This is a genomic window from Bacillus sp. SKDU12 (genome assembly GCF_010093085.1).
In the GTDB taxonomy this organism is placed as follows: Bacteria; Bacillota; Bacilli; order Bacillales; family Bacillaceae; genus Bacillus; species Bacillus mexicanus.
On sequence record NZ_MSRC01000007.1, the window covers coordinates 588,146 to 610,325 of the forward strand.

Here is a 22,180-nt window from a genome sequence, read left to right on the forward strand (position 1 = left end):
GGTGATTAGTACTTCTAATTATGATGTAACAAAAGATCCAAAGTTCTTATCATTTTGCAGCTTAGCTACAGAAGGGTATGGTCAGAATAATACTCAGCAATCTTCTATAGGTTTTAACGAGTTTTGTGAAAAACTTGAGAAAAATGAGATTGTTAAACCTGAGAACAAAAAAAGCACGCTAGATTTGAATAAGTCTTTAGAAGACTGGAAATTAAGATTTACTGCAGGAGGAAGCCTTTCTGCAATGGATTCACAGGTATTAGATATTATCAAAAAAGCTTATAACTTAGGCATGGTTAATAAAGACAATATGCTGTTGCGAAATGAAGCAATTAGTACTTATAAAAATTCTATTTAAATAATGAAAACAATGCCCAGCTTAAATAAAGAGCTGGGTGTTTTATTTATTGAGGTTGTTTTCTCGTAAATACTTTTGATGTTCTTTCTCCAACTTATCAACAATATCATCTTTGAATATATAAATTTTATATTTTTCCTTTGCTTCTCTAGGCAGATTATCTTTTAAATATTCACGTCGCTTTGCTTCACTTTTTGTTTGGTCCATGCCAATTATAATTGCCGGATCTGTTTGTCCAATTTGCACACTAAATAAACCAAATTCGTCCCAAGCACTTTTCAAAACTTTAGTTATATGTTCATATATTTAGAAAGAAAGCGTACCGGCAACTAAAGTTAGGACGCTATTTTTTGTTATGGCATCTAAATAAAATAACAATTTCAAACTAAAGAAATTAAGATATGTGAAAACGTTTGATAGGGCAATATTTACGAGCTATGCAAAATCGAAAACACAGTACGATGAATGAATATGAGTTTGCAGGACAGTATTTATGTCGCATTAAGAAATTTCAGTGGGCTTCTTCGATGGATGAAAAGAAGGGTTTCTGGGTAAAAGTTAAGAACTTAGTTAATAGATGAAAATGACCATTGAACCGTTCGATAAAATAGCAGTTTTAACATGTAGGAGGCAGTAAAAGACACAAGTAATTTTATATAAAGGAAGTGGATAGTTTGAGTAACTTTAGACCTAATTTTCATATTACGCCTGCCAGTGGTTGGATGAACGACATTCAACGACCGTTATATATTGACGGAACACATCATTTGTTTTATTTGTACAATAATGATTTTGATTGGGGAGGTAACGGCACAGAGTGGGCGCATGTTGAGTCTGTGGATTTAAAACATTGGAAAAGACTTCCCACAGCTATACCGAAGTACACAGATGATGCTGGAGACCCTTGGTCAGGGAGTACTGTTGTAGACAAAAATAACACCGCTGGATTTGGAGAAGGAGCTATAATCGCACTATTGACTATGCCAAAGCCTGATTATCAATGCACCCACCTTTGGTATAGCGTAGATGGCGGCAACAGTTTTAAACATTACAATCCTGATTCAAGTTCCACGAAGCCACAACCTGTAATGAAAAACCCAACAGGAGGATCAGACTTCAGAGATCCAAAAGTAATTTGGCACGAAGACACCCAAAGCTGGACAATGCTGCTTGCAGAGGGAGATAAGATAGGTTTCTATAAATCCGAAAATCTGAAGAACTGGGAATATATGAGCGGATTTGTAAGGACTGATATAGGGGTTGTTGAGTGTCCTGACATCTTTCAGATCAACTTAGATGACGATCCAAACAATAAGAAGTGGGTTCTTATGATCGCGGCTAACGGGTTTAATTATGGGTTGACAACAGGATCATGCTACTTTGTAGGCGAATTTGACGGTGTGGCGTTTAAACCGGAAACTGATATTGAATGGTTGGAGAAAGGCGCTGACTCTTATGGGGGTGCTACTTGGGATGCACCGTATACAAATGGTAACTATAGATATTATATGTCATGGATGAATAATTGGGCTTATGCATTAGACCTTCCTTGGAAAGTATACAATGGGAATGGAAGTATAGTAAGAGAGCTTCGTCTAAAAACTATTAATGGTATACCTCAAATTGTTCAACAACCTATCTGGGACTTATCAGAAGGCTTTGATGAGGTGCTGTCATTAAATAATGTTGAACTTTTTAAAGACAATGTTATTCAACAGCATGACTTAAAATCGTATATTGTTGATTTAGTCATAGCATTAGATGGTGTTACCAAAGGCAAGTTTGGTATAGCTATTCGAGACGGTGTAAATCACACTGACTTGGTTTATGATGTCTCAAGCAATGAGTTTGTTTTCAATCGTCAGCAGAGTGGAGAAGTAATTGACAAACCAGAATTCTATAATCTGCAACGAACAACAATTACACCTAAAGACGGACGCATTAAATTAAATATAGTTATAGACAACAGCACTGTAGAGTTGTTTATAAATGACGGTGAACAAGTTTTTTCAAATATGATATTTCCCGAAGAGGATTCAACAGGGTTTCGTATATGGACTGATGATTTTATGTTAATTGAGAAATTGTCTATAAAGAAGACAAACGAGAATTTTATAGACTGATGTTAAGAAAGAATGTTGAGGGACTTTATTTGCAAAAAAATGCGAATCAAAAGAGTTCACACGAGGATGGCGATGGTGGTTATGGGTTGTACAAAAAATCTGAATAAAACAGCAGTTTTCATTGGGTAAGATCCCGCTGTATAATAAAGGACAAAAGGGATTGCCATCTTCGATACGCAAAACAATCAGACACGGGGAATTAGAAAGGAGCTATAAACATGCAAGTTTTAAGGATCATATTTGTTCATGTCTTGTCTGCGTTATCAGCTGCTGTTGTTTATGTTTTTGGCATTGATTATGATGGCTACATTCCATACTTCTTAATAAGTGCTATTCTCTTTATCTTTTATTTGATATTTGCATCACCCGTTCAATATTTCATAAATCGCAGTCCAAAAAGGTTTAACCTGAAATATTTACTCATATACATACTCTTTTCAATCTTAGTATGGTTATTCTTCGGTGCAATAACTGATCCAAAGAGTACTATAGACTTTTTAATGGGATACGAAATTTACTTATTTGGCATTTCATTCGCTGTAATCTTTTGGCTCTGGGACTCAATTTTTCTGCAAAGCAAGGCAAAGATAGCGACTAAGTAAGATTAAATATCTTAGAATTTCCCATTTAATTAAAACAACTTATCAAAAAAATTGATTTTTCATAAATATATGGGCATTTATAGCTTTGCTGCTTGATATCCTTTAATAAGTTTTACTCGGGTAAAAACAGTAAGAAGTATCAGTTACGTTATCTAATATTAAAGACGATATTAATCAGCAATTGAGTTTGAAGTGGGTTATGAAAAGAGAAGAAAGCCTAGAGCCGTTATGGGAGAAAAGCAAATACAAATAAGGCTCTCAAGTGATCCTGAGATCAGTTTTTGTACGGCGCTTCACAGAACTGGTTTAACAGGACATAAATCATAAAAATCCCCCTCCCTCAAAATCGAGAGAGGGGGGGGAATAATACATCGTCAAGAAGTATGACCTCTGCTTGCAACTTCAAATGAATGGTCAGCAGTATAACCAATACTGGCTGTATGTCCTCTGCGTGCTTCTTGTACATCTTTTTGAGTGTTGACTGAATAAATGCTTATAAACCCAAATAAAACAACGGCTAAAATAAAGACAGATGCATGCTTACGTTTCATAAAGACAATCCCCTCTCTGAATTTGTTTGCGAGCGTAAAGCACTTTCTCATAAAAAGCAACAGCTGCTTTACGTTCTTCTTTCTCATTGTAATACTTCGCCGCATCTAATGCTAAATCCTCCACGTCTGAAAGCATTGACTTTAATTCTAAGTAATTTAGAATGGAATTTAATTTTTCTTTGTCGTTATCTACATATAAGGCATGAATGAATTCAAACATTTTTGTCATAACCTCATTGTTAAAATTAGTGGACAAAGACAGACCATGTGCACACCAAGAAATACCCTCGAAGTGGTTTCTCATTTTAAATGTGGTTTTTGTCAACATGAGTAAGATGTCTAATAAACGATTTGAGTGCTCATATCCATTATCTTGGTATACTCTAATACCCTCCTTAAAGTACTTAGTAGCCTTTTGATAAGCTCCCTTAGCAAATGAACATAGGCCAAGATTATAAAGTGATGATCCGATTAATCGTGACATATCGATTTCTCTTGCTTTGTCTAGAGCATCTTTAAAATGAGGGATCGCTTTTTCAGGATAGTCCATATCCAAATAGTTCAGACCGATAACAAATAAGCACTGAATAACTCTTACAGTGTAGTTTTCATGTGCTCTATAACTATCGATCGCTTGAACAATGTGATACATCGACATATGTGTTTGCTTCATATGATAATAAACTTCTGCAACTTTATAGTGGAACTCTGCTCGTTCAATCTCATCTGCAACAAGTGATAATTTTCTCTCGGCTTGCTTATAGAAGCTTATGGCATAAAGATATTCGTATTGTTCAAATTCATTCATCCCCCGGAAAAAGTTAAAATAATATTCAAGAATCCCTTTTAAATCAGTTTGACTGCTTTCGATCTTTTCTAATAAGTCTGAAATGTTAGGGCGTTCTTCATTCATTGGTTTTGGTTCAAGGTAATCAAGCATCAATTGATGGCGAAAGCACATGAGAGAATAATACAGCAATAAATCTTGATCTTCTTTCATATATCTTATTTCTTCCTCAACTTCAGATTTCAATATTTCCGAATCTGGGACACTAAATAATCTTATGTATTTATACCACTCATTTATTTTTACACCGACTTTAGAAGAAGAGATCATTTGCTCCAACACAGGCCCTCCCTGAATGTATCTTATATACTAAATATGTAATATTTTATCATGTTTAAAGAAATAAGAAATATTAATATTATCTTAAAAAAAAACGAAACAAATACTCTCCTCAATTAAAAAAGGACAGGAGGTTGAATCATAATCCATTACAAAGACATTAGGATGAGTGAGTTGAGAACTTTCTTATGTTTACTGAGCGGATTAGCTGCAATGACTTTACAATCTATATCTATATTGTATGTCTTCTTTATATGAAATGGTTCGAATGTACAAATATTACTCCGTGAGATTTAGGAATAAGACCCCTCACCATATAATTTTTAGGTAATTGTAATTAAATTACAATTATTCTTGATTTTTACTTGTGAATTCATGATATTATGTTGAAGGGGACGATCAAAAGTTTGGCGTTAGTAATGAAGGATGTTTTAAAAATATGCGATTGCTACCTCATTTTAATCTCAGAAAAAATATTAGAGGAGGTAACATATGTTTAAATTTAAAAAGAAGTTCTTAGTTGGCTTAACGACAGTTTTGATGGGTATTAGCTTGTTTTCGTCAACCGCGTCTGCTGCCGGCACAGACTACTGGCAAAATTGGACTGATGGAGGCGGAATCGTAAACGCTGTCAATGGGTCTGGCGGGAATTATAGTGTGAATTGGTCCAATACCGGAAATTTCGTTGTTGGTAAAGGCTGGACTACAGGTTCCCCATTCAGGACCATAAACTATAATGCCGGAGTTTGGGCGCCGAATGGCAATGGATATTTGACTTTATATGGCTGGACGAGATCACCTCTCATCGAATATTATGTAGTGGATTCATGGGGTACTTACAGACCTACAGGAACGTATAAAGGTACTGTAAAGAGTGATGGAGGTACATATGACATATATACAACGATACGTTATAACGCACCTTCCATTGATGGCGATAACACTACTTTTACGCAGTACTGGAGTGTCCGTCAGACAAAGAGACCAACTGGAAGCAACGCTACAATTACTTTCAGCAATCATGTTAACGCATGGAAGAGTCATGGAATGAATTTGGGGAGCAATTGGTCTTATCAAGTCTTAGCGACAGAAGGATATAAAAGCAGTGGAAGTTCTAACGTAACAGTGTGGTAACAGATCAACTTTAATCAGAGGTAGCTAACGGGCTGCTGATCGTTCCTTGAGACATTTTTCCACCAACTGTATTTGTGAGTTACTAAGAGAGGCAACAGCCTTTTGTCTCGAATCTAGTGAATGATTATTAAAATCGTTAGTAATGGTTTAAGGCCTTTTTCTACTAGGAGAACAGCTGAAGGTGAGGTATTCTCCATCAGGCTTTATAACTTTCTCTATAAGTTCAGCAGACATTAATATATTGATTGAGTTTTGGCCTTAATATGTATCATCAGATATAAAATGGGTTAACCATGATGTAGGTGATTGTCTATTGTCGTAAAAAGAGGCAACAGACTTATTTAAGTGACTGTTCATCTCTTGTCTGCGTTATCAGCTGCTGTTGTTTATGTTTTTGGCATTGATTATGATAGCCGCATTCCATACTGCTTAATAGTATTATTCTCTTTATCGTTTAATTTATTATTTGCGTCGTCTGTTCACTATTTCTTAAATCGCAGTCCAAAAAGGTTTAACCTGAATATTCACTCCTTAGTCTGGTTGGACCAAGTGCTTGTTATTACTCAGCGAGTAGCAGAGGGGATACATAAGAAAACTGCATAAATAAGGCAAAGAGTTATAACTCTTTGCCTTTTGGTGTGTTCCTTAACCGATTCGCAATAGTCCCATTACATTTACGGCAGTAGACAGCAATACAATGATGAAAGCGATCTCAAGTAAGAGGATCATGCCGATATTCCCAAATGGTATTTCTCCAGATTAGATTAATTAGTTAAAAGTGATTTTTTATTTAGAAAAGAGGATGATACTGATGAGGGTAAAACGAAAATAAGGATAAGCAACATTACATAAGGAGAGTTATTAATCGTTGAAGTTTAAAAACAGAATAGCGGGAAAAGAGGTTAATGCGGCAGAGAAGGCTTGCTTTGGTGAGTCTAGCTTTCTTTACCTAATACTTCGCAAGGTTACGAAGCTATATAAGTATATCATAGACAAGAAGTTTTTTACAATCATAATCACATTATTGTTGGTATTGTTTAATATCAATTCAGTTCTAGCTGCAGATAAGTATGGCAATTTTAAAGAGTTAAAAGCAAATGAGTCACTTTTGAGCTATAACATTTTTACTGCCAATGTTGATAGGCGTGTACTTATTTTGGCTCCTCATGGAGGAGGCATTGAAGGAGGAACTAGTGAGCTTGCAAGAGAATTAAGCAAGTCTTACTCTACCTATCTATTTGAAGCTTTAAGGATACCAGGAGCTTCTGAATTTCATATTACAAGTGCGAATTTTGATGAGCCGCAAGCTTTAGATTTATTATCAAAGCATGATTTGACACTCTCGCTTCATGGTTATGCATCAAGGAAAAAACACACATTAGTCGGTGGGACAGACAGAGTAAAAGCAGCAAAGCTTACATCATTACTTAATAGTGCAGGTTTTTCTGCAGAATTGCTGTCTGAAGACTCTCGTTTAGCCGGTACAAATGCACAGAATATCGCTAATAAAAATAGAACTGGTATGAGTATTCAACTTGAAATAAGCAATGGACAACGAAGAGAAATGTTTAACAAGTTTACACTGGCTGGACGGGATGGAACGAAGAATCAAGTTTTTTATGACTATATTGCTGTTCTAACTAAATTCATTGATGAAAATGTGTATGATAAGGATAGTATAGCACGGCAACTATGATGAGTAAATTCATGCGGGACTATGTTTGTGACTTTTTGATCACTGGAGAATTGATGTATTTAACAAAAATCAAATTGAAACTAATGGCCAGGAAAAATTTTTAATGAGAAGTAAGCTAGGACCAGTCTAACAGCATAATATGATCCAAGTTCACATTAATTTGTGATCTTTTTCAAATTAAAATGATAAACGGTCAGCCGCATATAACTGAACAACATAGGAGCACACCTGCAGCAAAAAGCAGAACACTTTTTTGATCTTTTTTGGTTTTTTACATTTTATTTTGTTATCTTTAAAATTTTCGACTGTTTATTTACCTTGCGTTTTGCTCTTTTCTTTCATTGCAAATTTTGTGGTGTTTTATTTTAGTCTCATCTTTTTATCCACCAATAATAACAAGACCCGAACTTGTATACGGGGGTTTCGGTTGCCTCATAGATATGAGAGAGGGTTAAATGACTCAACCTTAACAAAGAATATGAATACTTCTTGAGTTAATGAACAAAGTAAATTGATAGACTCATTATCAAATGCCCCTGAACTGATGGGGCGTTTTTTTATTATATGTCCATTTATTAAGAAAAAGAAAAGTAAGATACAGAAATTTGAAACAATAACAGGAGCAGAACGTATATGATAGTAAAGTTTCCATTTTAATGGCGTAATTTGCTTTTTTGTTTAGTGCTTACATGGATGATATGAAAGGAGTATTCAAATGCAGCTTCACCAAACCCAAAGCGGAAAACAAAACCATCATCTTAAATGGTGGGCAATTGCCTTGCTCGGCTGGGGAGCGTTCGTATTTGCTTTGTTTTTTGCCACTTTTATCGGTTCGATGGTCCGCCAAGCAGGAGCTTCCAAGCTTTTGCAGCAAGGTATCCAAGCAGGTTTAGTGTCATTTATTACTGTTCCGTTACTCTACATTCTTCTTAAACGGTTTTCTTGTAAACCATTCTTCTCAATCGGACTGTTTGGATGGCGGCAAGCCGTTCCAAAAGCCATAATGGGAATCATGTATGTCATTTTACTCTCCGGATCTGGATTCGCTATCGCCCATTTAATGGGCTGGATCAAAGTTACACAATTTCACTTTTCTGCTCATTTAGTGACAGCGCTGCTTTTAAACATGATTATCGCTTTCTTTTATGAAGCTTTTCCAGAGGAATTAACTTTCCGCGGGATTGTGTACAATGCTTTACACAGGCGATTTCATTGTTTCATAGCATTACTCCTGCAGCCGATCCTATTTGTGCTTGCCCCTTTAACTGTAAGTGGTTTGCAATATATAGCAGGGATTGAGTCACCTGCTATCACATTAGGTTACATCGTTTTATTGTTGTCTTTTGGATTCATTCTTCAGCTCCTGCGTATCGTAACAGGAAGCTTGTGGACATCTATAGCCTTTCATCTAGCCTTTCTCGAAAATTCACGTTTCTTCGTCCTGCAAGGAAATGAACGTTTTATTACCTATACAGAAATGGTTCCAGGGACAGGAGCACTGTTTGTGATCTTTTTTATGTTGCTGTTTGTCGGTACCCTGCTTTTAGTACCTGCAGGAATAGCTCGCTGGCGTAAGGATAAGAGAAACCGCAAAGCAGTCATATCTGATTGAAACAACAGTTTTATACATAAAAGGTGAATGGGGTTAATACGAAAATATTGAATTTTATTACTGATAATATTGTCTGTGAAACTGGTGCTTTTTGTTTGGATAGTGGATGTCGAGGTAATTGATATGGAGGTAAAAATGTCTTTTTTAACAATTGTTGAATTCATTTCAATGTTAACTGTATGCGGTTTAACCGTATGGACTTTCAAAAGACAAAAAAATGTGGATGCAGATGTATTTTTTTATGCTAGTTTCATGATTTATTTGCTTGTAGCTGAAGTTGCTGTCTATGTCATATTTCAGTTTGTTTAAGAGTTTTCAGTCGTAAAAAGCATGTATATCAAGTGACAGCTGACATATAGAAGTGAATAAAGAACTGCGTGAGTTGCTGATACCTAAAGAAGTTTATAACCGCAGGGAGATTTTAATTTTGAAACGGGTTAAATAATAAAGTGTAAAAAAAGAGGGGATAAGTCATTAAAAAGCTAGTTGTACTTTCTGGATTATTGGGAATATTATTATCAATTGTTGGGCAATTATTTGGAATTTTATCCGATTTCTTTATTTCGGGTAATGCTCGGTATATAGGGATATTAGCGGGAATTCTTATGTTATTTAATTTGAAGGTAAGCAAAATCGAAACGCAATCATTTATCATTAACTCAAGTACCGCAATCGGAATTATAGGTGCAGGTATTTTCTATTTTCCAGCTGCAATTGTCAATATCTTAATTGGATTTAAGCTGAACAAAAAGTTAAAAGAAGAAAAGATGAAGGAGTTATAACATCATTATTTTTAAAACAGTTATTAAAGCTAATGTCTCACATGCAGACTTTAGCTTTTTTATTGGGAATATTTAGTTGTCTGCGATGCTGTCTTCCCTCAGCTGAGGGAAGGCATTTAAAAGTGTAAACAATAAATGGGAAGAAATACATTAAAGGGAGGGCTCATGTTCATACTAATGCTCGGGAGGTACACTGATGATACAAATTTGGATTGCTGGTCTTTTATTATTAGCTCAACCGATCGAGCCGCCTGACAGCTTAACGATCACACAGCAAGGGCGGACGATTTCTGTTGTCACTCGTGAAAACTTTACAATGCCTCTTCCAGGTACCCCAATGATTGATCGAGAAAAGTACGATAAATTCATCCAGCAGTTGGATCAGCAAGTGTACCGGGAGCCAATAAATGCTGTACTCAACGATCATGGCAGCATTACCCCGGGCAGGGTTGGTTACAGGCTGTATCAACAGGCGTTCCTGGAAAAGTTTTATGCTTATTTCTATGGACAAGGCTCTTCTCAAGTAGAAGTGCCGGAATTAAATATTTATCCAAAAGTTGATAGCGAATTGCTTGCTCACATCAGCACGCAGCAGCTTGGTCAGTATGTAACTTATTTTAATTCAAATAATAAAAGCCGATCGCACAATATTTCCCTTTCTGCAAAAGCGATTGATAATCATGTTATTTTTCCTAATGAGACATTTTCATTTAATCAAGTTGTAGGGATGAGAACTCGGGACAAAGGATACAAGAGCGCGCCCATTATCGTTAAAGGTGAGCTGTCGGAAGGGATCGGCGGAGGGATTTGTCAAGTATCATCAACACTATTTAATGCAGTCGACCGTGCAGGGCTGCGAATCGTTCAGCGCTATTCTCATACAAGAAGCGTGCCATATGTTCCGCCAGGACGTGATGCAACAGTAAGCTGGGGAGGTCCTGACTTTCTCTTTCAAAATCAATATAACCAGCCAATACTCATTCGGGCCAAACGATATGGAGGAAGTATGATTGTTACGCTGTACTCTTCAGATGTGATCAATAATAAACTGAGAAAGGTTCCTAAAGCACCATCTCAAATCCCAAAAGAAATTCATGCTGAACGGCAATAAAATACTTTTCTTGGACAATCTAATGAAAAAAGAAAGAAGGGATAAATGAAGTGAAGAAGGTATTATTTTCCTTGTGTGTTCTGTTATTTGCTTTGAATGTTGTTCAATTAAAAGCGCACGCCCTTACTTTTACGGTGCTGCCTATCACACAAAAAACAGAACAATGGTCAGTAGAAGTGAGTGAGGCAAAAAAAGTGAAAGGTTTTGCGAAACGTGACGAAGGGAGAAATCATGTATATTCCTTGGAAGTCAAAAACATAGGCGCAGAAGCAGCTGCGGTGGAGGTGGAATTGTATAGAAACGACCCTCATTCAATTACAAGGTTTTCACTTTTTAGATGTCCTGGTGAAAATTGTGTCCAGCAAAAAATGGATGAGAAAACCTTAGCTGCAAGTTTAAATAATCGCTCGCCATTGAGATTTAACCATTTTATGCTGGCAGATAAGTCATCTGAATTAGAAGTTGTGATTATGTGGACGCAAAAGGGAGAAGAGGGACGGCGCTTAAAACAAACCTTTACATTCACCGAAGATGGCGTTAATTGAGCTGTGAACAATCACCTCAGGAGAAAGGACAGGGGCGGAGAGAGTCAAAATAACGAGAACAGGATGGTTTGAATGATTAAATCGATTACTTTGCCAGAGGAAAAAACGAAAATAATAGTGGGAAAACCAATCAAAAATGAGTCAAGCGTCAAAGTGACTGCAATTTATGACTATAGAGAGGAACCAGAGGAAGCTTTTTGGGTACATTTATCCGATGGAAGTGAAATGTTTGTTGATGACACCAAAGTCTTTATTGAATATGAATAGAAAAAACAACATTTTAGTTTGTTTTGCATAGCTACAGACTGTTGCATAATTAAAAAACATCTCAGTTAACCGTTAAAGACCTTTTATTTCGAAGTTTGCTAAGTCAAGATTTAGGTGTTTTAATTGTTTCACTAAAATCAAAAAAGTTAGGCATTCGCCTTTTTTAAACCTTTTGGAATATCTTCAGGATGAGCAATTTTCTATTGTTTACAAGTGAAATGCAGCCTCACTTAAATGATCCGGAGTTACAATAATGTCAATTTGATATCATGATCCTCCCTATAGCCAAACTCCATATTGCAACACGGAAAGTGCCCATACCTCATTATATCCGCAAACTTAACTTGTATATATGCTTCTGCCAAGACTCATCTCTCTCTTTGATACTGTTCACAATTGTAATCATCTTATTTTTCACATTCATGTGAGCCTAAACATATGGTTTTTATCGTTTTTGTTTAGTGGAAAAGCAACTACTTGTTGAGCGCAGTCGCAATCACACCGATTACGTTCAATAAGAATTGGCTTTTTCAGTAACATTTTGACCTCATTTTCCTACTAAAAGGATGAGGGAAGTGAGAACAAACATGAAAAAAAAGAAAAACATGAAAAGGTGGCTGCTGATAGCTGCTGTATTTTTGATAGTCTGTATTGTATCAATCCTTGTCATGATATCAGGAAACAAAGTGAAATATGAAGGCAGCGGCAAAAGCGGATTATGGGTTTCTAATCTTGAAAAATCAGGAAAGACATCAATTGGACCGAATTATTTTTTTAACCTGTATTGGCAGGGGAGTAAGAAGGATGAAAAACAGACGGTAGTTGAAAGAATTACTCTGTATGTGGATGGCAGAAAGTATCAAGATGATAACGTAGGGGAGTATAACTTGTCAGAATACACTGGTGAAGAACTGCCAGATGGAGGGCAAATGGAAGACCACATTGCTACCTTTGATTATATGCCTGAGGAGGAAGTGGTCGGGCATGAAATCTTGGCGAAAGTTGAGTGGAGGACAGGCGAGAAAAGACAAACAGAAGAACTCAAATTACATCAGAAGCCATGGTATAAAAAATAGTTTATTTGATGAGCAGGTGATCACATAAGTGGTCACTTTTTTTTCCAGGTTTCTAGGCACAGCAATATGAGAACTTGCATAGGCTGGAATAAAAACCTGTAAATTTTTAAAATGAGGTGCTTGCTGTTGGGAAAACAACCAAACAATCATGAAGGCAGAAACGTGCCGCAGCCTATTCGAAGTGATGGAGCCGGAGCTATTGACGCGGGTCCACGAAATGTGATGCGGGATATTCAGAATCCGAATATACTTGTTCCGCCTGTTACAGATGACGGTATGATTCCAAACTTGAGATTTTCATTTTCAGATGCTCCCATGAAATTAGATCATGGCGGCTGGTCACGTGAAATCACCGTCAGGCAGCTGCCGATTTCGACCGCACTTGCAGGAGTAAATATGAGCTTGACTGCGGGAGGCGTACGTGAACTTCATTGGCATAAACAAGCCGAATGGGCTTATATGCTTTTAGGACGTGCCCGCATTACCGCAGTTGATCAAGAGGGACGAAATTTCATTGCTGATATCGGTCCAGGCGATCTTTGGTACTTTCCCGCAGGAGTTCCGCATTCGATTCAAGGCCTGGAACATTGCGAGTTTCTGCTCGTCTTCGATGATGGAAACTTTTCAGAGTTTTCAACGTTAAGCATTTCAGATTGGTTTGCACACACGCCCAAAGATGTTCTGGCTGCAAATTTTGGTGTCCCAGAGGATGCGTTTCGCTCTATTCCTTCAGAACAAGTGTATATCTATCAAGGGAAGGTACCGGAATCGGTCGCCAGTGAAGGTATTCAGTCACCTTACGGAAATGTCCCCTTGACCTTCAAATATGAGTTGCTGAATCAAACTCCCATTCAAACGCCTGGCGGGAGCGTGCGAATTGTGGATTCTTCCAACTTCCCGATTTCTAAAAACATAGCGGCAGCACTTGTTCAGATAGAGCCCGGCGCGATGAGAGAGCTTCATTGGCATCCGAACAGTGATGAGTGGCAGTATTATCTGACAGGACAAGGACGCATGACAGTGTTTACCGGCAACGGGACTGCCCGTACATTTGATTATAGAGCAGGTGACGTTGGATACGTGCCTTCTAATGCAGGACACTATATACAAAACACGGGCACAGAAACGTTATGGTTTTTAGAAATGTTCAAAAGTGACCGCTATGCAGACATGTCGCTCAATCAGTGGATGGCATTGACGCCCAAAGAATTAGTGCAAAGCAATTTGAACGCAGGATCAGCCATGCTCGATTCCCTGCATAAGGAAAAAGTGCCTGTTGTGAAATATCCTGACATGTAAAGAAGGTAACTGTCCTACAATCGTTTTCAATTTTTATTAAGTGAAGCGCCGGGATGATCATTAGAATACGATAACTCGTGTTAAATCCCTATGTAAGAAATGTTATATAGGGTTTTTCTGCTTGAATAGGAATGTTGCGGCCTTTAAAATGAATACGTGAAAATGATAACCATTATCTGATCGCAATTTTTAACACAACGAAAACTGTAGTCTTTATTATTGATTACGCAAAATGAAAATGGCCTTTAAGAAGGTCGAGAATGAAATCACTCACTTTTCTATCCAGTTTCTTGTGTCATTGCCATCCGGGGACAATGGCTAATGGACTGATAATACATCTCAATTTGATTGACAGTCAAGCGGCGACAAAACATTACATAATAAGTGTAAGTACAATTTTAGGCATCATAGGTGTAGGATTTAGGAGGAAAAATAGATGGATTACTTCAATAGACCTATATCATTTTTACAAGCATAGGTGCTACAGGTTTTATAAGTTTAATGTGGTTCAGTTATTTTTCTGACAGAACTGAAAAGTGAAGCGAATTTCATTCTAGCTGTTGAAGAATAGCAAAGTATCAATAAGGGATGTAAACCTTTAAATAACTAAATGATCTATGTACTAAATTTTCAATACAAAAGAATAAAACTGCACTAAGCAAAAAAATACGTAATACTAATAAAAAACACAATGCTACTCATCAGCGGCTCAGGTGTAAATTCACTAATAATGAAGCCTGACATGCATCATTATCATAAGAAAACAAAAATATACTGCCGCGATCGGCATTTTGTTTTGATATCAAGTCATGTCCATCCATAAAAACGCTCGGTTGGAATGGGCAGTGTTTGCAACAGGCGGTTTTCAAAAGGATGGTTTATCGGTTATTGTTTCAAATGAGCCAAGCTTTTTTTGTCTCTACAGTTCAAATGATGCAAAGACAACATGATTTGTTACAATAAAAGTGTAGTCACGATAACTCATTGCGAAAGGGGAATAATTATGACCAAGACAGCAATCGTTACGGGTTCTGCAGGAGGATTAGGAAGAAGCATCGCAGAGAGACTATGCCAAGATGGTTTTCAGGTAGTGCTGCATGATATTAATGAAACACTGCTGAATGAAACGGTTTCAGATTTTAAAGAGAAACACTTTCAAGTGATTGGAGTAACGGGTGATGTATCAAAACGTGATGACCAATTCAATTTGGTTAAAGAAGCGGTAGATCACTTTGGCGGTTTAGATGTTTTTATTAACAATGCGGGGATTGAAGCTGTTTCCCCATTTTTGGAGATAACAGAAGAACAGCTGAATAAATTATTTCAGGTTAACGTCAATGGAGTTGTTTTTGGCACTCAAGCTGCCGCTGACCAGTTTATGAAACAAAACACAAAGGGTAAAATCATTAATGCATGCAGTATAGCGGGACAAGAGTCATTTGAAATGCTGGGCGCCTATTCAGCGACAAAACATGCAGTGAAATCTTTTACACATTCAGCTGCTAAAGAGCTGGCAAAGCATAAAATAACAGTGAACGCATATTGTCCCGGAGTTGCAAAAACAAAAATGTGGGATAGAATAGATGAAGAAATGGTGAAGCATAGTGATGATCTACAGCCGGGAGAAGCTTTTGAAAAATTTTCTTCTGAAATCGCTCTAAAGAGATACCAAACACCTGAGGATGTTGCCAATCTGGTATCATTTTTAGCTTCAGACGCTTCAGATTATATCACTGGTCAGGCGATAGTAACTGATGGCGGACTGGTATATAGATGATATCTTTATATTTGCGAGAGCCTGATATAATAAAGCAGTTCTTGTGAAAAAAGGTGCTTTGTTTGAAGGGGATTTCTTGAAAAAAGTAAGCATACAAAAGAGGCCGAGCGTTTTACGCAGGCCTCTTTTGTATCAGTAGCCAAATACCAGTGTTGTACTTTGTGATCCGGCATATTTCGTAACGAATTCTTTTGTATAATCCGGTGTTTGCACACGGTAGCTGTAATGAGACCAAGGATTCCAAAAAGTCAGTGGAGAGGTTTGCTTGTTGAGAGATGGATAGCTGCCTGTATCCTTAAAATAACCTGTGCCTTTGTCATCGAGGATACCGCCTTTTTCACTGCCTTTTCCAAAATAATTATATTCGGAATATATTTTTGCTTTTGTGGCAATCGTGATCGCCTGGTTAAAGTTGTTGCTGTAATTGTTTTTAACATGAAAATAACCGTATCTCATGAGACCTGGGCCTCTTACATATAAGTTTTCAAAGTAATTGTTGGCGATTGTCATGTGGGGATAGCCGTCATATTGATGCTGCGAATCATCTGGATATCCTAAAATCAAGCCATATTTATGATTCGCAAATTTTGAGTTGCTGATGGTGATATAATCTGCCGATTTTCCGATATACAGAAGTTTGTCCAAATCATTGCCGCTTGCACTATAGCTGTGACCTGAGAATGTGACGTGATCAATCCAATAGTTGATACCGGAATCTAAATAAAGCTGGATATCGTTATTTCCGTTAATCTGCGGACTGTGTTCAAAAGTCAGGTTTTGAAAAATAACGTTTTCGGAGGAAGGTGAAGTTGTGAGAAAAATGTTTTTCAACGTTTTTTTCGCGTAAGAGCCTACGAGTGTTTTATTTGAGCCAATGGTGACTGTTGTTTTTGAAGATGTGGTAAGATTATTTTGAAGGACTAAAATTTTCGGAGCGGCTCCTCCTAGATGTGTCTTTAAATCATTTACACTTTGAATGTAAACAATCTGACCATTTTTTCCGCCCGTTGTGCTCGCTTTAGACATTCCTTTTTCATTTTTAGCATTTCCAGCAAATCCTAAGAGGCCATTCGTAGAGGTATTTGGAAAATCAACGGCTCCAAACGTTTTTTCAGGCAAGAGAACCAATAACAAACTGAACACTGCGAACCATAAACAAAATCGTTTCATCATACGCTTCCTTTCTAATGTAATCATTTCCTTGTGAAGATTATCATTTCATAAAATGGTAGTATTTGGTAGTTTCTATTTTCCTAATTTATAAATATACAAACTGCGCTAAAAGACATACTAACAATTGAAAACAGAAGAAAGGGTTGATGCGCCATTGACTGCAGCAACTTACCGAAACAGCCTGCTTATTCTTTTATGTTTAACAGCTGGAATCGTGGATGTAATCGGCTATCTTAGCCTTGGACATGTGTTTACGGCGAATATGACTGGGAATATTGTATTGCTGGGGTTAGGAATCGGCAAATCCCTTGAGGCTACAGTTTTTCATTCATTGATCGCGCTAATCGGATTTATAAGCGGTGTGATGATTTCGACACTGATTGTCGGAAAGGCAGAAAACACCCTTTGGCCTCCTGCTGTTACTAAAGCGTTGGCAGTTGAAGCATTTATTTTATTTGTCTTTTCTTGTCTTTCTTTTTATTCGGCTTTTGTTCCTGTATACATTCTTATTATTCTCTTAAGCATTTCCATGGGAATGCAAACAATGGCAGCCAAAAAGTTGGGAGTCGCAGGTATTACTTCAATTGTGTTAACGGGAACACTGGCTTCTCTATTAGAAGATTTGTCCAATCGATTATTTTTTAAGAAAAAGAAGAAAACATTTTTAAGAGATACTGTGTTAAGAGCGCTGGCGGTTGTCTTTTATTGCCTTGGGGCTTTTATTGTAGCTTTGGCTAATCCTGATTTTCATAACGTCATTATTTGGGTTCCGATCGTGCTGATATTTGGCATCATGATGACAGCTAAGTTAAAACTGAGCGGGGAAAAATAAGAGCTGCAAACAGCTCATTTATTTTGTTTATGGTTATGCGGATGCTATTCAGAAATGCAAAATAAGAATTTCGTCTGGTAGGTATGTGCGTTCATTCGTTGTATCTTTTTGAAAAAACTGCCTATGTGTGATGAATCTGCCTTACATAATCTATGAATCTATGTCCTCTTTCAATGAAGGTGATTGAGACTTATGATGAAAATGATTCTCATTTAAAGTCTGAATTGAGGAGGACATGTATGAAAAAGAATCTCAGTGCAATTGTGGGTATGGTTTTGTTGATGATCCTTTGTTTTTCTCCGCAAGCTTTGGCCGCATATGATGACCTGCATGAAGGCTATGCAACGTATACGGGGTCAGGTTATTCAGGAGGAGCATTCTTGCTGGATCCAATTCCTTCCGATATGGAGATTACCGCAATTAATCCGGCAGATCTCAATTACGGGGGAGTGAAAGCGGCACTTGCAGGCTCTTATTTGGAAGTTGAAGGTCCAAAAGGAAAAACAATTGTTTACGCAACCGATCTGTATCCTGAAGGCGCTCGCGGAGCTCTTGATCTGTCACCGAATGCTTTTCGGAAAATTGGTGATATGAAAGACGGAAAAATCAACATTAAATGGCGTGTTGTCAAAGCTCCAATCACCGGTGATTTCACGTACCGGGTCAAAGAGGGCAGCAGCAGATGGTGGGCTGCAATTCAAGTCAGAAATCACAAGTATCCTGTTATGAAAATGGAATATGAAAAGAATGGCAAGTGGATCAACATGGAAAAAATGGACTATAACCATTTTTCCGGCACTCATTTAGGGGCTGGTTCTCTCAAAATCAGAATGACCGATATCAGGGGGAAAGTGGTGAAAGACACCATTCCGAAACTGCCTGAAAGCGGAACGTCAAAAGCATATACAGTGCCGGGGCATGTGCAATTTCCAGAATGAAAATACGAAACAGCGGACTTTTCCCGCTGTTTTTTCATATAAACAGATATCAATTATCAGCGTCTCCTTGCAGAAATGTTTTAATCATGTTCACATGCTGCTGCTTGGGATAGCTGGTATACAGTCTGCTTGAAATCCGAATAGGATCCCCGAAAAAGTATCTTTCATAGTGAGTTTGCCTTGTGCCGAAGGAACTCATCGTTATATCCCACGCTAACCGGAATATTTTCACACGCTCAAAAGCATTTGTATTGACTGCTTGAAGGTATTGGTCAAGATCTTCCGAAATCTCTGAGTCAAACGCGTTTTCTGTCGGCAGCGTTACCATTCCGCTGGCACCAATTAACTGAATAATTTCAGTGAAACGAGGATATAGAGTTGGAATGATTGTACTGATGACTTGAAGAGGAATTAAACTGGGACGCATATAGCCGGCTTCATCTAATTGTGCGTCATTTTCTGATTTGTCAATGAGTGCTTTGATTGTCTCCAATCCGACAATGATTTCGGAGAGCTTTTCTTGTATATGCTGATATTCAGACACATTAATGGTGTCGACCAGAAGCTGTGCAACTCCTAATAGAAATTCAATTTTGACCATTTGCCTAATGACGACCTGATGAAAGGTAAAGGCATGAAAAGAGCTTTTCGCCATAAAATCATTAGCTGCTTCAACATTATCGTAAAAAAACACACGATTCCAGGGTACCAACACGTGATCAAAAACGACGATTGAATCCATTTCTTCATATCTTGAGCTTAAGGGATGATTAAAGGTCGACTCGCTTAATACAAATGATTCTCTTGTGATGAATTTGACACCCTTTGTATTAGAGGGAATCGAAAAAGCAAAGGCTTCATCCTTTTCAAAATAAAATTTTGGTGCCGAAAAAACCAAGATTTCATCAGTTAATCCACCTTGAGTTGCAAGCAGACGTGCGCCTTGAATGATCAATCCTTTTTCCGTTCTATCAATGACTTTAGCTGATATCGGCTTTTCACTGATTCCAAAATAGGACTGTGACCGGTTCACTTGGGGGGTAATGAATGTATGGGTAAAGGAAAGGTCGTTTTTAGCGGCTTTCTGATACAAGTTTAGTATGTGTTCCGGAAAGCAATTCTCTTTTTCTCGTAAAAGCTCTGCTGATGATGCAAAGCTCATCATCACCGTATTCATATAATCCGGACTTCTCCCCATCATTCCGTGAGTATGTCTAGCCCACTGTTCAATCATCTTCCTTCTTTTACTCAAATCGCTCTTGGTTTTAGGCTGGAGATAGGAAAGACCAATTCGCTCATAATCTCCAGAAAGACGATAAGTCATTTCGTTTATGAACTCATCTTTCGTTTGCAAATCATAAAGAGAGCTTTTTGTTTTGATAATTCCTTTAAACGCAGGATGTTCAGAAATGTTACCCTCTATTTTTTTGCCATCATACCAAATTTCGTTTTCTAGTTTGTTCAATCGGTCAATGAATTCTTTTCCATTGATAATCCCCATTTGACGTTTCGCTCCTTCAAATATGCTGCGTATGATCATTATATTTTCGAAAGAACTGCCTGTTCAGCCAATTTGAGATAGGAAAAGCCTTTTTTAATCTGTTTTACTATTTGATAGCTCCCATAGATTTTACTGAGGTGAATTTAAAACGGAACTAACTGCCTTCTGTCAAGTCAGCTCCGCTTGAATACTAGTCTAGATTTTGATCGATCGTTCCTTCAAAATAATCATCACTGACTTGTTCATGAGTTTCAGCCAACCCTTTTTCTAATTGCGTGGTTCCTTTATAATCCGAGGGATCAAAATATCGTCCGGCCACATCCGTGGTGTCGCTTCTGTTATGACTTTCAGTTTTTGCATTTTGTTGAACATCATCTTCCTTGCCTATTGAAGAAAATCTTTTATAATCATCAGGTCTGTCGGCTTCATTTTTTTGAGTCACTTTACTTCCTCCAGGTTATTGAATTTTTAGTGCGGGTATAAAACGTATTTCATTGTTTTAGATCGCCTTTACCTAATTTTCCTGTTTGTTTCACTCCTTTACGAAAAGTGTTGAATATCACCTCTTTTATTCTGTCTGTTAGGCAGGTATTCATTCACTTTTTTCATTCGCGGTTTTGTCGATCAAAAGAGGCATCTTCATACCAGTCATATTATTTAATAAAAAGAACGTCATGTTTGAAACCTTCTAGTAGCGCATGGCGTATGGCATGTTGGGGTAGACAACTTGATGAAAGAAATACAAAGGTTTAGAAATGAATTAATCAAACAGGAAGGTGAAAAAATGAAAAGCACTGCAGCATATTATGTAATGACATTAGGGCTGTCCAGCCTTACGTTTGGTTTAATTTTTGGAGGATGTTCTTTTTTTATTATGTTTGGCGATTTGATCATTGCATTGATTACGTCAGCCATTGCTTTCTTATACGGCGTTGTGATGTATGGCCTTTTTGCTTTTCCGCTGCAAATGATATTGCAGAAAAAAGCGAAAACATTCAATGTCATGCATCTATTGATTTACATTGTCCATTGTCATTGCTTTTATCGCAGCTTTCCTGCTTTTTGTTATCGGTTATCCTGAGTCAATAGCATGGGCATTGCAATCGTACTTTTATTATATGGTAAGTATTATAGCTGCACTGATCTACTGGTTTTGGGATTCGCTAATTCTTTATAAGCGTATAGCATCCGGCGTATAAAGCAAATCAGGGAAACTGAATTTGGAGGAATATGGTGAAATTCATTTAGGACATTGCAAGAATATTGGTGGTGAATTTAAAAGCGATTTCCAGTGGGATTGATGGCCGACAGTGTCAGAAAAGGCAAAGGATCAGCCGTGTTTGTAGTGAACTTATCTGCAGATTTATCAGCGTTTATCGATCCTGCGCACTCGCTGGGCTGTTATCGGTTTCCTCGAGGCGCAAGGTATTTGGTTTTTTGCAGTCCTTTATCTTTTTTGAGTGCTGTCATGAGGAAAAGCAGTACAGGAGGATTCGTTTACTCAATATGCATCTTAGTCAGAAAGCGTCCTGTTCCAGGGCGCTTTTCGTCTTTGGTGTTTAGACTGAAACTGTCGCGATTTTTTCTTCTTCAATCAGATCTTCAATGAGGAGCGGAAAGATTCTTTTACAGAACCTCTTTTCATATTGATCAGTACGTAATTATTGTTTGAATTGC

General features: G+C 37.5%; 19 protein-coding genes and 5 pseudogenes. 17 read left to right on the forward strand and 7 right to left on the reverse strand.

Going from position 1 to position 22,180, the window contains the following annotated elements; translation table 11 throughout:
* Window position 1: 1 nt before the first annotated feature.
* Window positions 2–358: a hypothetical protein gene (locus BTW01_RS09735; protein WP_162102779.1), complete on the forward strand. Its 357-nt coding sequence runs from the start codon at window positions 2–4 to the stop codon at window positions 356–358.
* A 42-nt stretch (window positions 359–400) separates the two neighbouring features.
* Here the strand turns inward: BTW01_RS09735 and BTW01_RS09740 are convergent.
* A pseudogene (locus BTW01_RS09740) lies at window positions 401–646 on the reverse strand (hypothetical protein); the annotation flags it as partial.
* Between the two features lie 386 nt (window positions 647–1,032).
* Between BTW01_RS09740 and BTW01_RS09745 the strand changes: the two are divergent.
* Window positions 1,033–2,481 (forward strand): glycoside hydrolase family 32 protein, encoded by a 1,449-nt coding sequence (locus tag BTW01_RS09745; protein ID WP_162102780.1) that lies wholly within the window; start codon window positions 1,033–1,035, stop codon window positions 2,479–2,481.
* A gap of 218 nt (window positions 2,482–2,699) precedes the next feature.
* Window positions 2,700–3,083: a UPF0715 family protein gene (locus BTW01_RS09750; RefSeq protein ID WP_162102781.1), complete on the forward strand. Its 384-nt coding sequence runs from the start codon at window positions 2,700–2,702 to the stop codon at window positions 3,081–3,083.
* A gap of 374 nt (window positions 3,084–3,457) precedes the next feature.
* Here BTW01_RS09750 and BTW01_RS09755 read toward each other — a convergent pair whose 3' ends face one another.
* Entirely contained in the window at window positions 3,458–3,634 is a 177-nt protein-coding gene (locus tag BTW01_RS09755; RefSeq protein ID WP_162102782.1) for an aspartate phosphatase, read from the reverse strand.
* Window positions 3,624–4,760 carry a Rap family tetratricopeptide repeat protein gene (locus BTW01_RS09760; RefSeq protein WP_162102783.1) on the reverse strand — a complete coding sequence of 379 codons (1,137 nt, stop codon included), beginning with the start codon at window positions 4,758–4,760 and terminating at the stop codon, window positions 3,624–3,626. Before BTW01_RS09760 ends, BTW01_RS09755 begins: the two co-directional genes overlap by 11 nt.
* A gap of 492 nt (window positions 4,761–5,252) precedes the next feature.
* Between BTW01_RS09760 and BTW01_RS09765 the strand changes: the two genes are divergently transcribed.
* The 7 genes and pseudogenes from BTW01_RS09765 to BTW01_RS09795 form a co-directional block, all read left to right on the forward strand.
* Window positions 5,253–5,894 (forward strand): glycoside hydrolase family 11 protein, encoded by a 642-nt coding sequence (locus BTW01_RS09765; protein WP_162102784.1) that lies wholly within the window; start codon window positions 5,253–5,255, stop codon window positions 5,892–5,894.
* Between the two features lie 868 nt (window positions 5,895–6,762).
* Window positions 6,763–7,590, forward strand: a complete 828-nt coding sequence (locus BTW01_RS09770; protein ID WP_162102785.1) for a poly-gamma-glutamate hydrolase family protein — start codon at window positions 6,763–6,765, stop codon at window positions 7,588–7,590.
* A gap of 715 nt (window positions 7,591–8,305) precedes the next feature.
* Entirely contained in the window at window positions 8,306–9,202 is an 897-nt protein-coding gene (locus BTW01_RS09775; RefSeq protein WP_162102786.1) for a CPBP family intramembrane glutamic endopeptidase, read from the forward strand.
* A 605-nt stretch (window positions 9,203–9,807) separates the two neighbouring features.
* Window positions 9,808–9,984, forward strand: a complete 177-nt coding sequence (locus tag BTW01_RS18445; protein ID WP_238391404.1) for a permease — start codon at window positions 9,808–9,810, stop codon at window positions 9,982–9,984.
* 196 nt (window positions 9,985–10,180) lie between these two features.
* Window positions 10,181–11,095: a VanW family protein gene (locus BTW01_RS09785; protein ID WP_162102787.1), complete on the forward strand. Its 915-nt coding sequence runs from the start codon at window positions 10,181–10,183 to the stop codon at window positions 11,093–11,095.
* 50 nt (window positions 11,096–11,145) lie between these two features.
* On the forward strand, window positions 11,146–11,640 hold the full coding sequence (locus BTW01_RS09790) for a hypothetical protein (protein WP_162102788.1): 495 nt from the start codon (window positions 11,146–11,148) through the stop codon (window positions 11,638–11,640).
* A 72-nt stretch (window positions 11,641–11,712) separates the two neighbouring features.
* Window positions 11,713–11,908, forward strand: a pseudogene (locus BTW01_RS09795) (hypothetical protein); the annotation flags it as partial.
* Between the two features lie 71 nt (window positions 11,909–11,979).
* Here BTW01_RS09795 and BTW01_RS18690 read toward each other — a convergent pair.
* A pseudogene (locus tag BTW01_RS18690) lies at window positions 11,980–12,215 on the reverse strand (hypothetical protein); the annotation flags it as partial.
* A 279-nt stretch (window positions 12,216–12,494) separates the two neighbouring features.
* Between BTW01_RS18690 and BTW01_RS09800 the strand changes: the two are divergent.
* The 4 genes and pseudogenes from BTW01_RS09800 to BTW01_RS09810 all read left to right on the forward strand — a co-directional run bounded on the left by BTW01_RS09800 (window position 12,495) and on the right by BTW01_RS09810 (window position 16,059).
* Entirely contained in the window at window positions 12,495–12,983 is a 489-nt protein-coding gene (locus tag BTW01_RS09800) for a DUF4944 domain-containing protein (protein WP_162102825.1), read from the forward strand.
* A 120-nt stretch (window positions 12,984–13,103) separates the two neighbouring features.
* Window positions 13,104–14,282, forward strand: a complete 1,179-nt coding sequence (locus tag BTW01_RS09805; protein ID WP_162102789.1) for an oxalate decarboxylase family bicupin — start codon at window positions 13,104–13,106, stop codon at window positions 14,280–14,282.
* Window positions 14,283–14,596: 314 nt separating this feature from the next.
* Window positions 14,597–14,822, forward strand: a pseudogene (locus BTW01_RS18450) (hypothetical protein).
* Between the two features lie 463 nt (window positions 14,823–15,285).
* Window positions 15,286–16,059: an acetoin reductase gene (locus BTW01_RS09810; protein ID WP_162102790.1), complete on the forward strand. Its 774-nt coding sequence runs from the start codon at window positions 15,286–15,288 to the stop codon at window positions 16,057–16,059.
* Window positions 16,060–16,191: 132 nt separating this feature from the next.
* On the opposite strand, the gene BTW01_RS09815 is transcribed toward BTW01_RS09810, so the two are convergent.
* Window positions 16,192–17,229 (reverse strand): polysaccharide lyase family 1 protein, encoded by a 1,038-nt coding sequence (locus tag BTW01_RS09815; RefSeq protein WP_162102791.1) that lies wholly within the window; start codon window positions 17,227–17,229, stop codon window positions 16,192–16,194.
* Between the two features lie 157 nt (window positions 17,230–17,386).
* Between BTW01_RS09815 and BTW01_RS09820 the strand changes: the two genes are divergently transcribed.
* Window positions 17,387–18,064, forward strand: coding sequence for a YoaK family protein (locus BTW01_RS09820; protein ID WP_162102792.1), 678 nt, complete (start codon window positions 17,387–17,389; stop codon window positions 18,062–18,064).
* 239 nt (window positions 18,065–18,303) lie between these two features.
* Entirely contained in the window at window positions 18,304–19,002 is a 699-nt protein-coding gene (locus BTW01_RS09825) for an expansin EXLX1 family cellulose-binding protein (protein ID WP_162102793.1), read from the forward strand.
* 49 nt (window positions 19,003–19,051) lie between these two features.
* Here the strand turns inward: BTW01_RS09825 and hpaB are convergent, their stop codons facing one another.
* Window positions 19,052–20,503, reverse strand: coding sequence for a 4-hydroxyphenylacetate 3-monooxygenase, oxygenase component (gene hpaB, locus BTW01_RS09830; RefSeq protein WP_162102794.1), 1,452 nt, complete (start codon window positions 20,501–20,503; stop codon window positions 19,052–19,054).
* Window positions 20,504–20,693: 190 nt separating this feature from the next.
* Window positions 20,694–20,945, reverse strand: coding sequence for a YozQ family protein (locus tag BTW01_RS09835; protein WP_162102795.1), 252 nt, complete (start codon window positions 20,943–20,945; stop codon window positions 20,694–20,696).
* 342 nt (window positions 20,946–21,287) lie between these two features.
* Between BTW01_RS09835 and BTW01_RS09840 the strand changes: the two are divergent.
* A pseudogene (locus BTW01_RS09840) lies at window positions 21,288–21,702 on the forward strand (UPF0715 family protein).
* The last annotated feature ends 478 nt before the right edge of the window (window positions 21,703–22,180 follow it).

Bases quoted from the DNA above. Each gene is read 5' to 3' on its own strand.
- BTW01_RS09750 (WP_162102781.1), top strand. From the start codon at position 2,700: ATGCAAGTTTTAAGGATCATATTTGTTCATGTCTTGTCTGCGTTATCA.
- BTW01_RS09755 (WP_162102782.1), bottom strand. From the start codon at position 3,634: ATGAAACGTAAGCATGCATCTGTCTTTATTTTAGCCGTTGTTTTATTT.
- BTW01_RS09765 (WP_162102784.1), top strand. From the start codon at position 5,253: ATGTTTAAATTTAAAAAGAAGTTCTTAGTTGGCTTAACGACAGTTTTG.
- BTW01_RS09775 (WP_162102786.1), top strand. From the start codon at position 8,306: ATGCAGCTTCACCAAACCCAAAGCGGAAAACAAAACCATCATCTTAAA.
- BTW01_RS18445 (WP_238391404.1), top strand. From the start codon at position 9,808: ATGTTATTTAATTTGAAGGTAAGCAAAATCGAAACGCAATCATTTATC.
- BTW01_RS09785 (WP_162102787.1), top strand. From the start codon at position 10,181: ATGATACAAATTTGGATTGCTGGTCTTTTATTATTAGCTCAACCGATC.
- BTW01_RS09800 (WP_162102825.1), top strand. From the start codon at position 12,495: ATGAAAAAAAAGAAAAACATGAAAAGGTGGCTGCTGATAGCTGCTGTA.
- BTW01_RS09810 (WP_162102790.1), top strand. From the start codon at position 15,286: ATGACCAAGACAGCAATCGTTACGGGTTCTGCAGGAGGATTAGGAAGA.
- BTW01_RS09815 (WP_162102791.1), bottom strand. From the start codon at position 17,229: ATGAAACGATTTTGTTTATGGTTCGCAGTGTTCAGTTTGTTATTGGTT.
- BTW01_RS09825 (WP_162102793.1), top strand. From the start codon at position 18,304: ATGAAAAAGAATCTCAGTGCAATTGTGGGTATGGTTTTGTTGATGATC.
- hpaB (WP_162102794.1), bottom strand. From the start codon at position 20,503: ATGGGGATTATCAATGGAAAAGAATTCATTGACCGATTGAACAAACTA.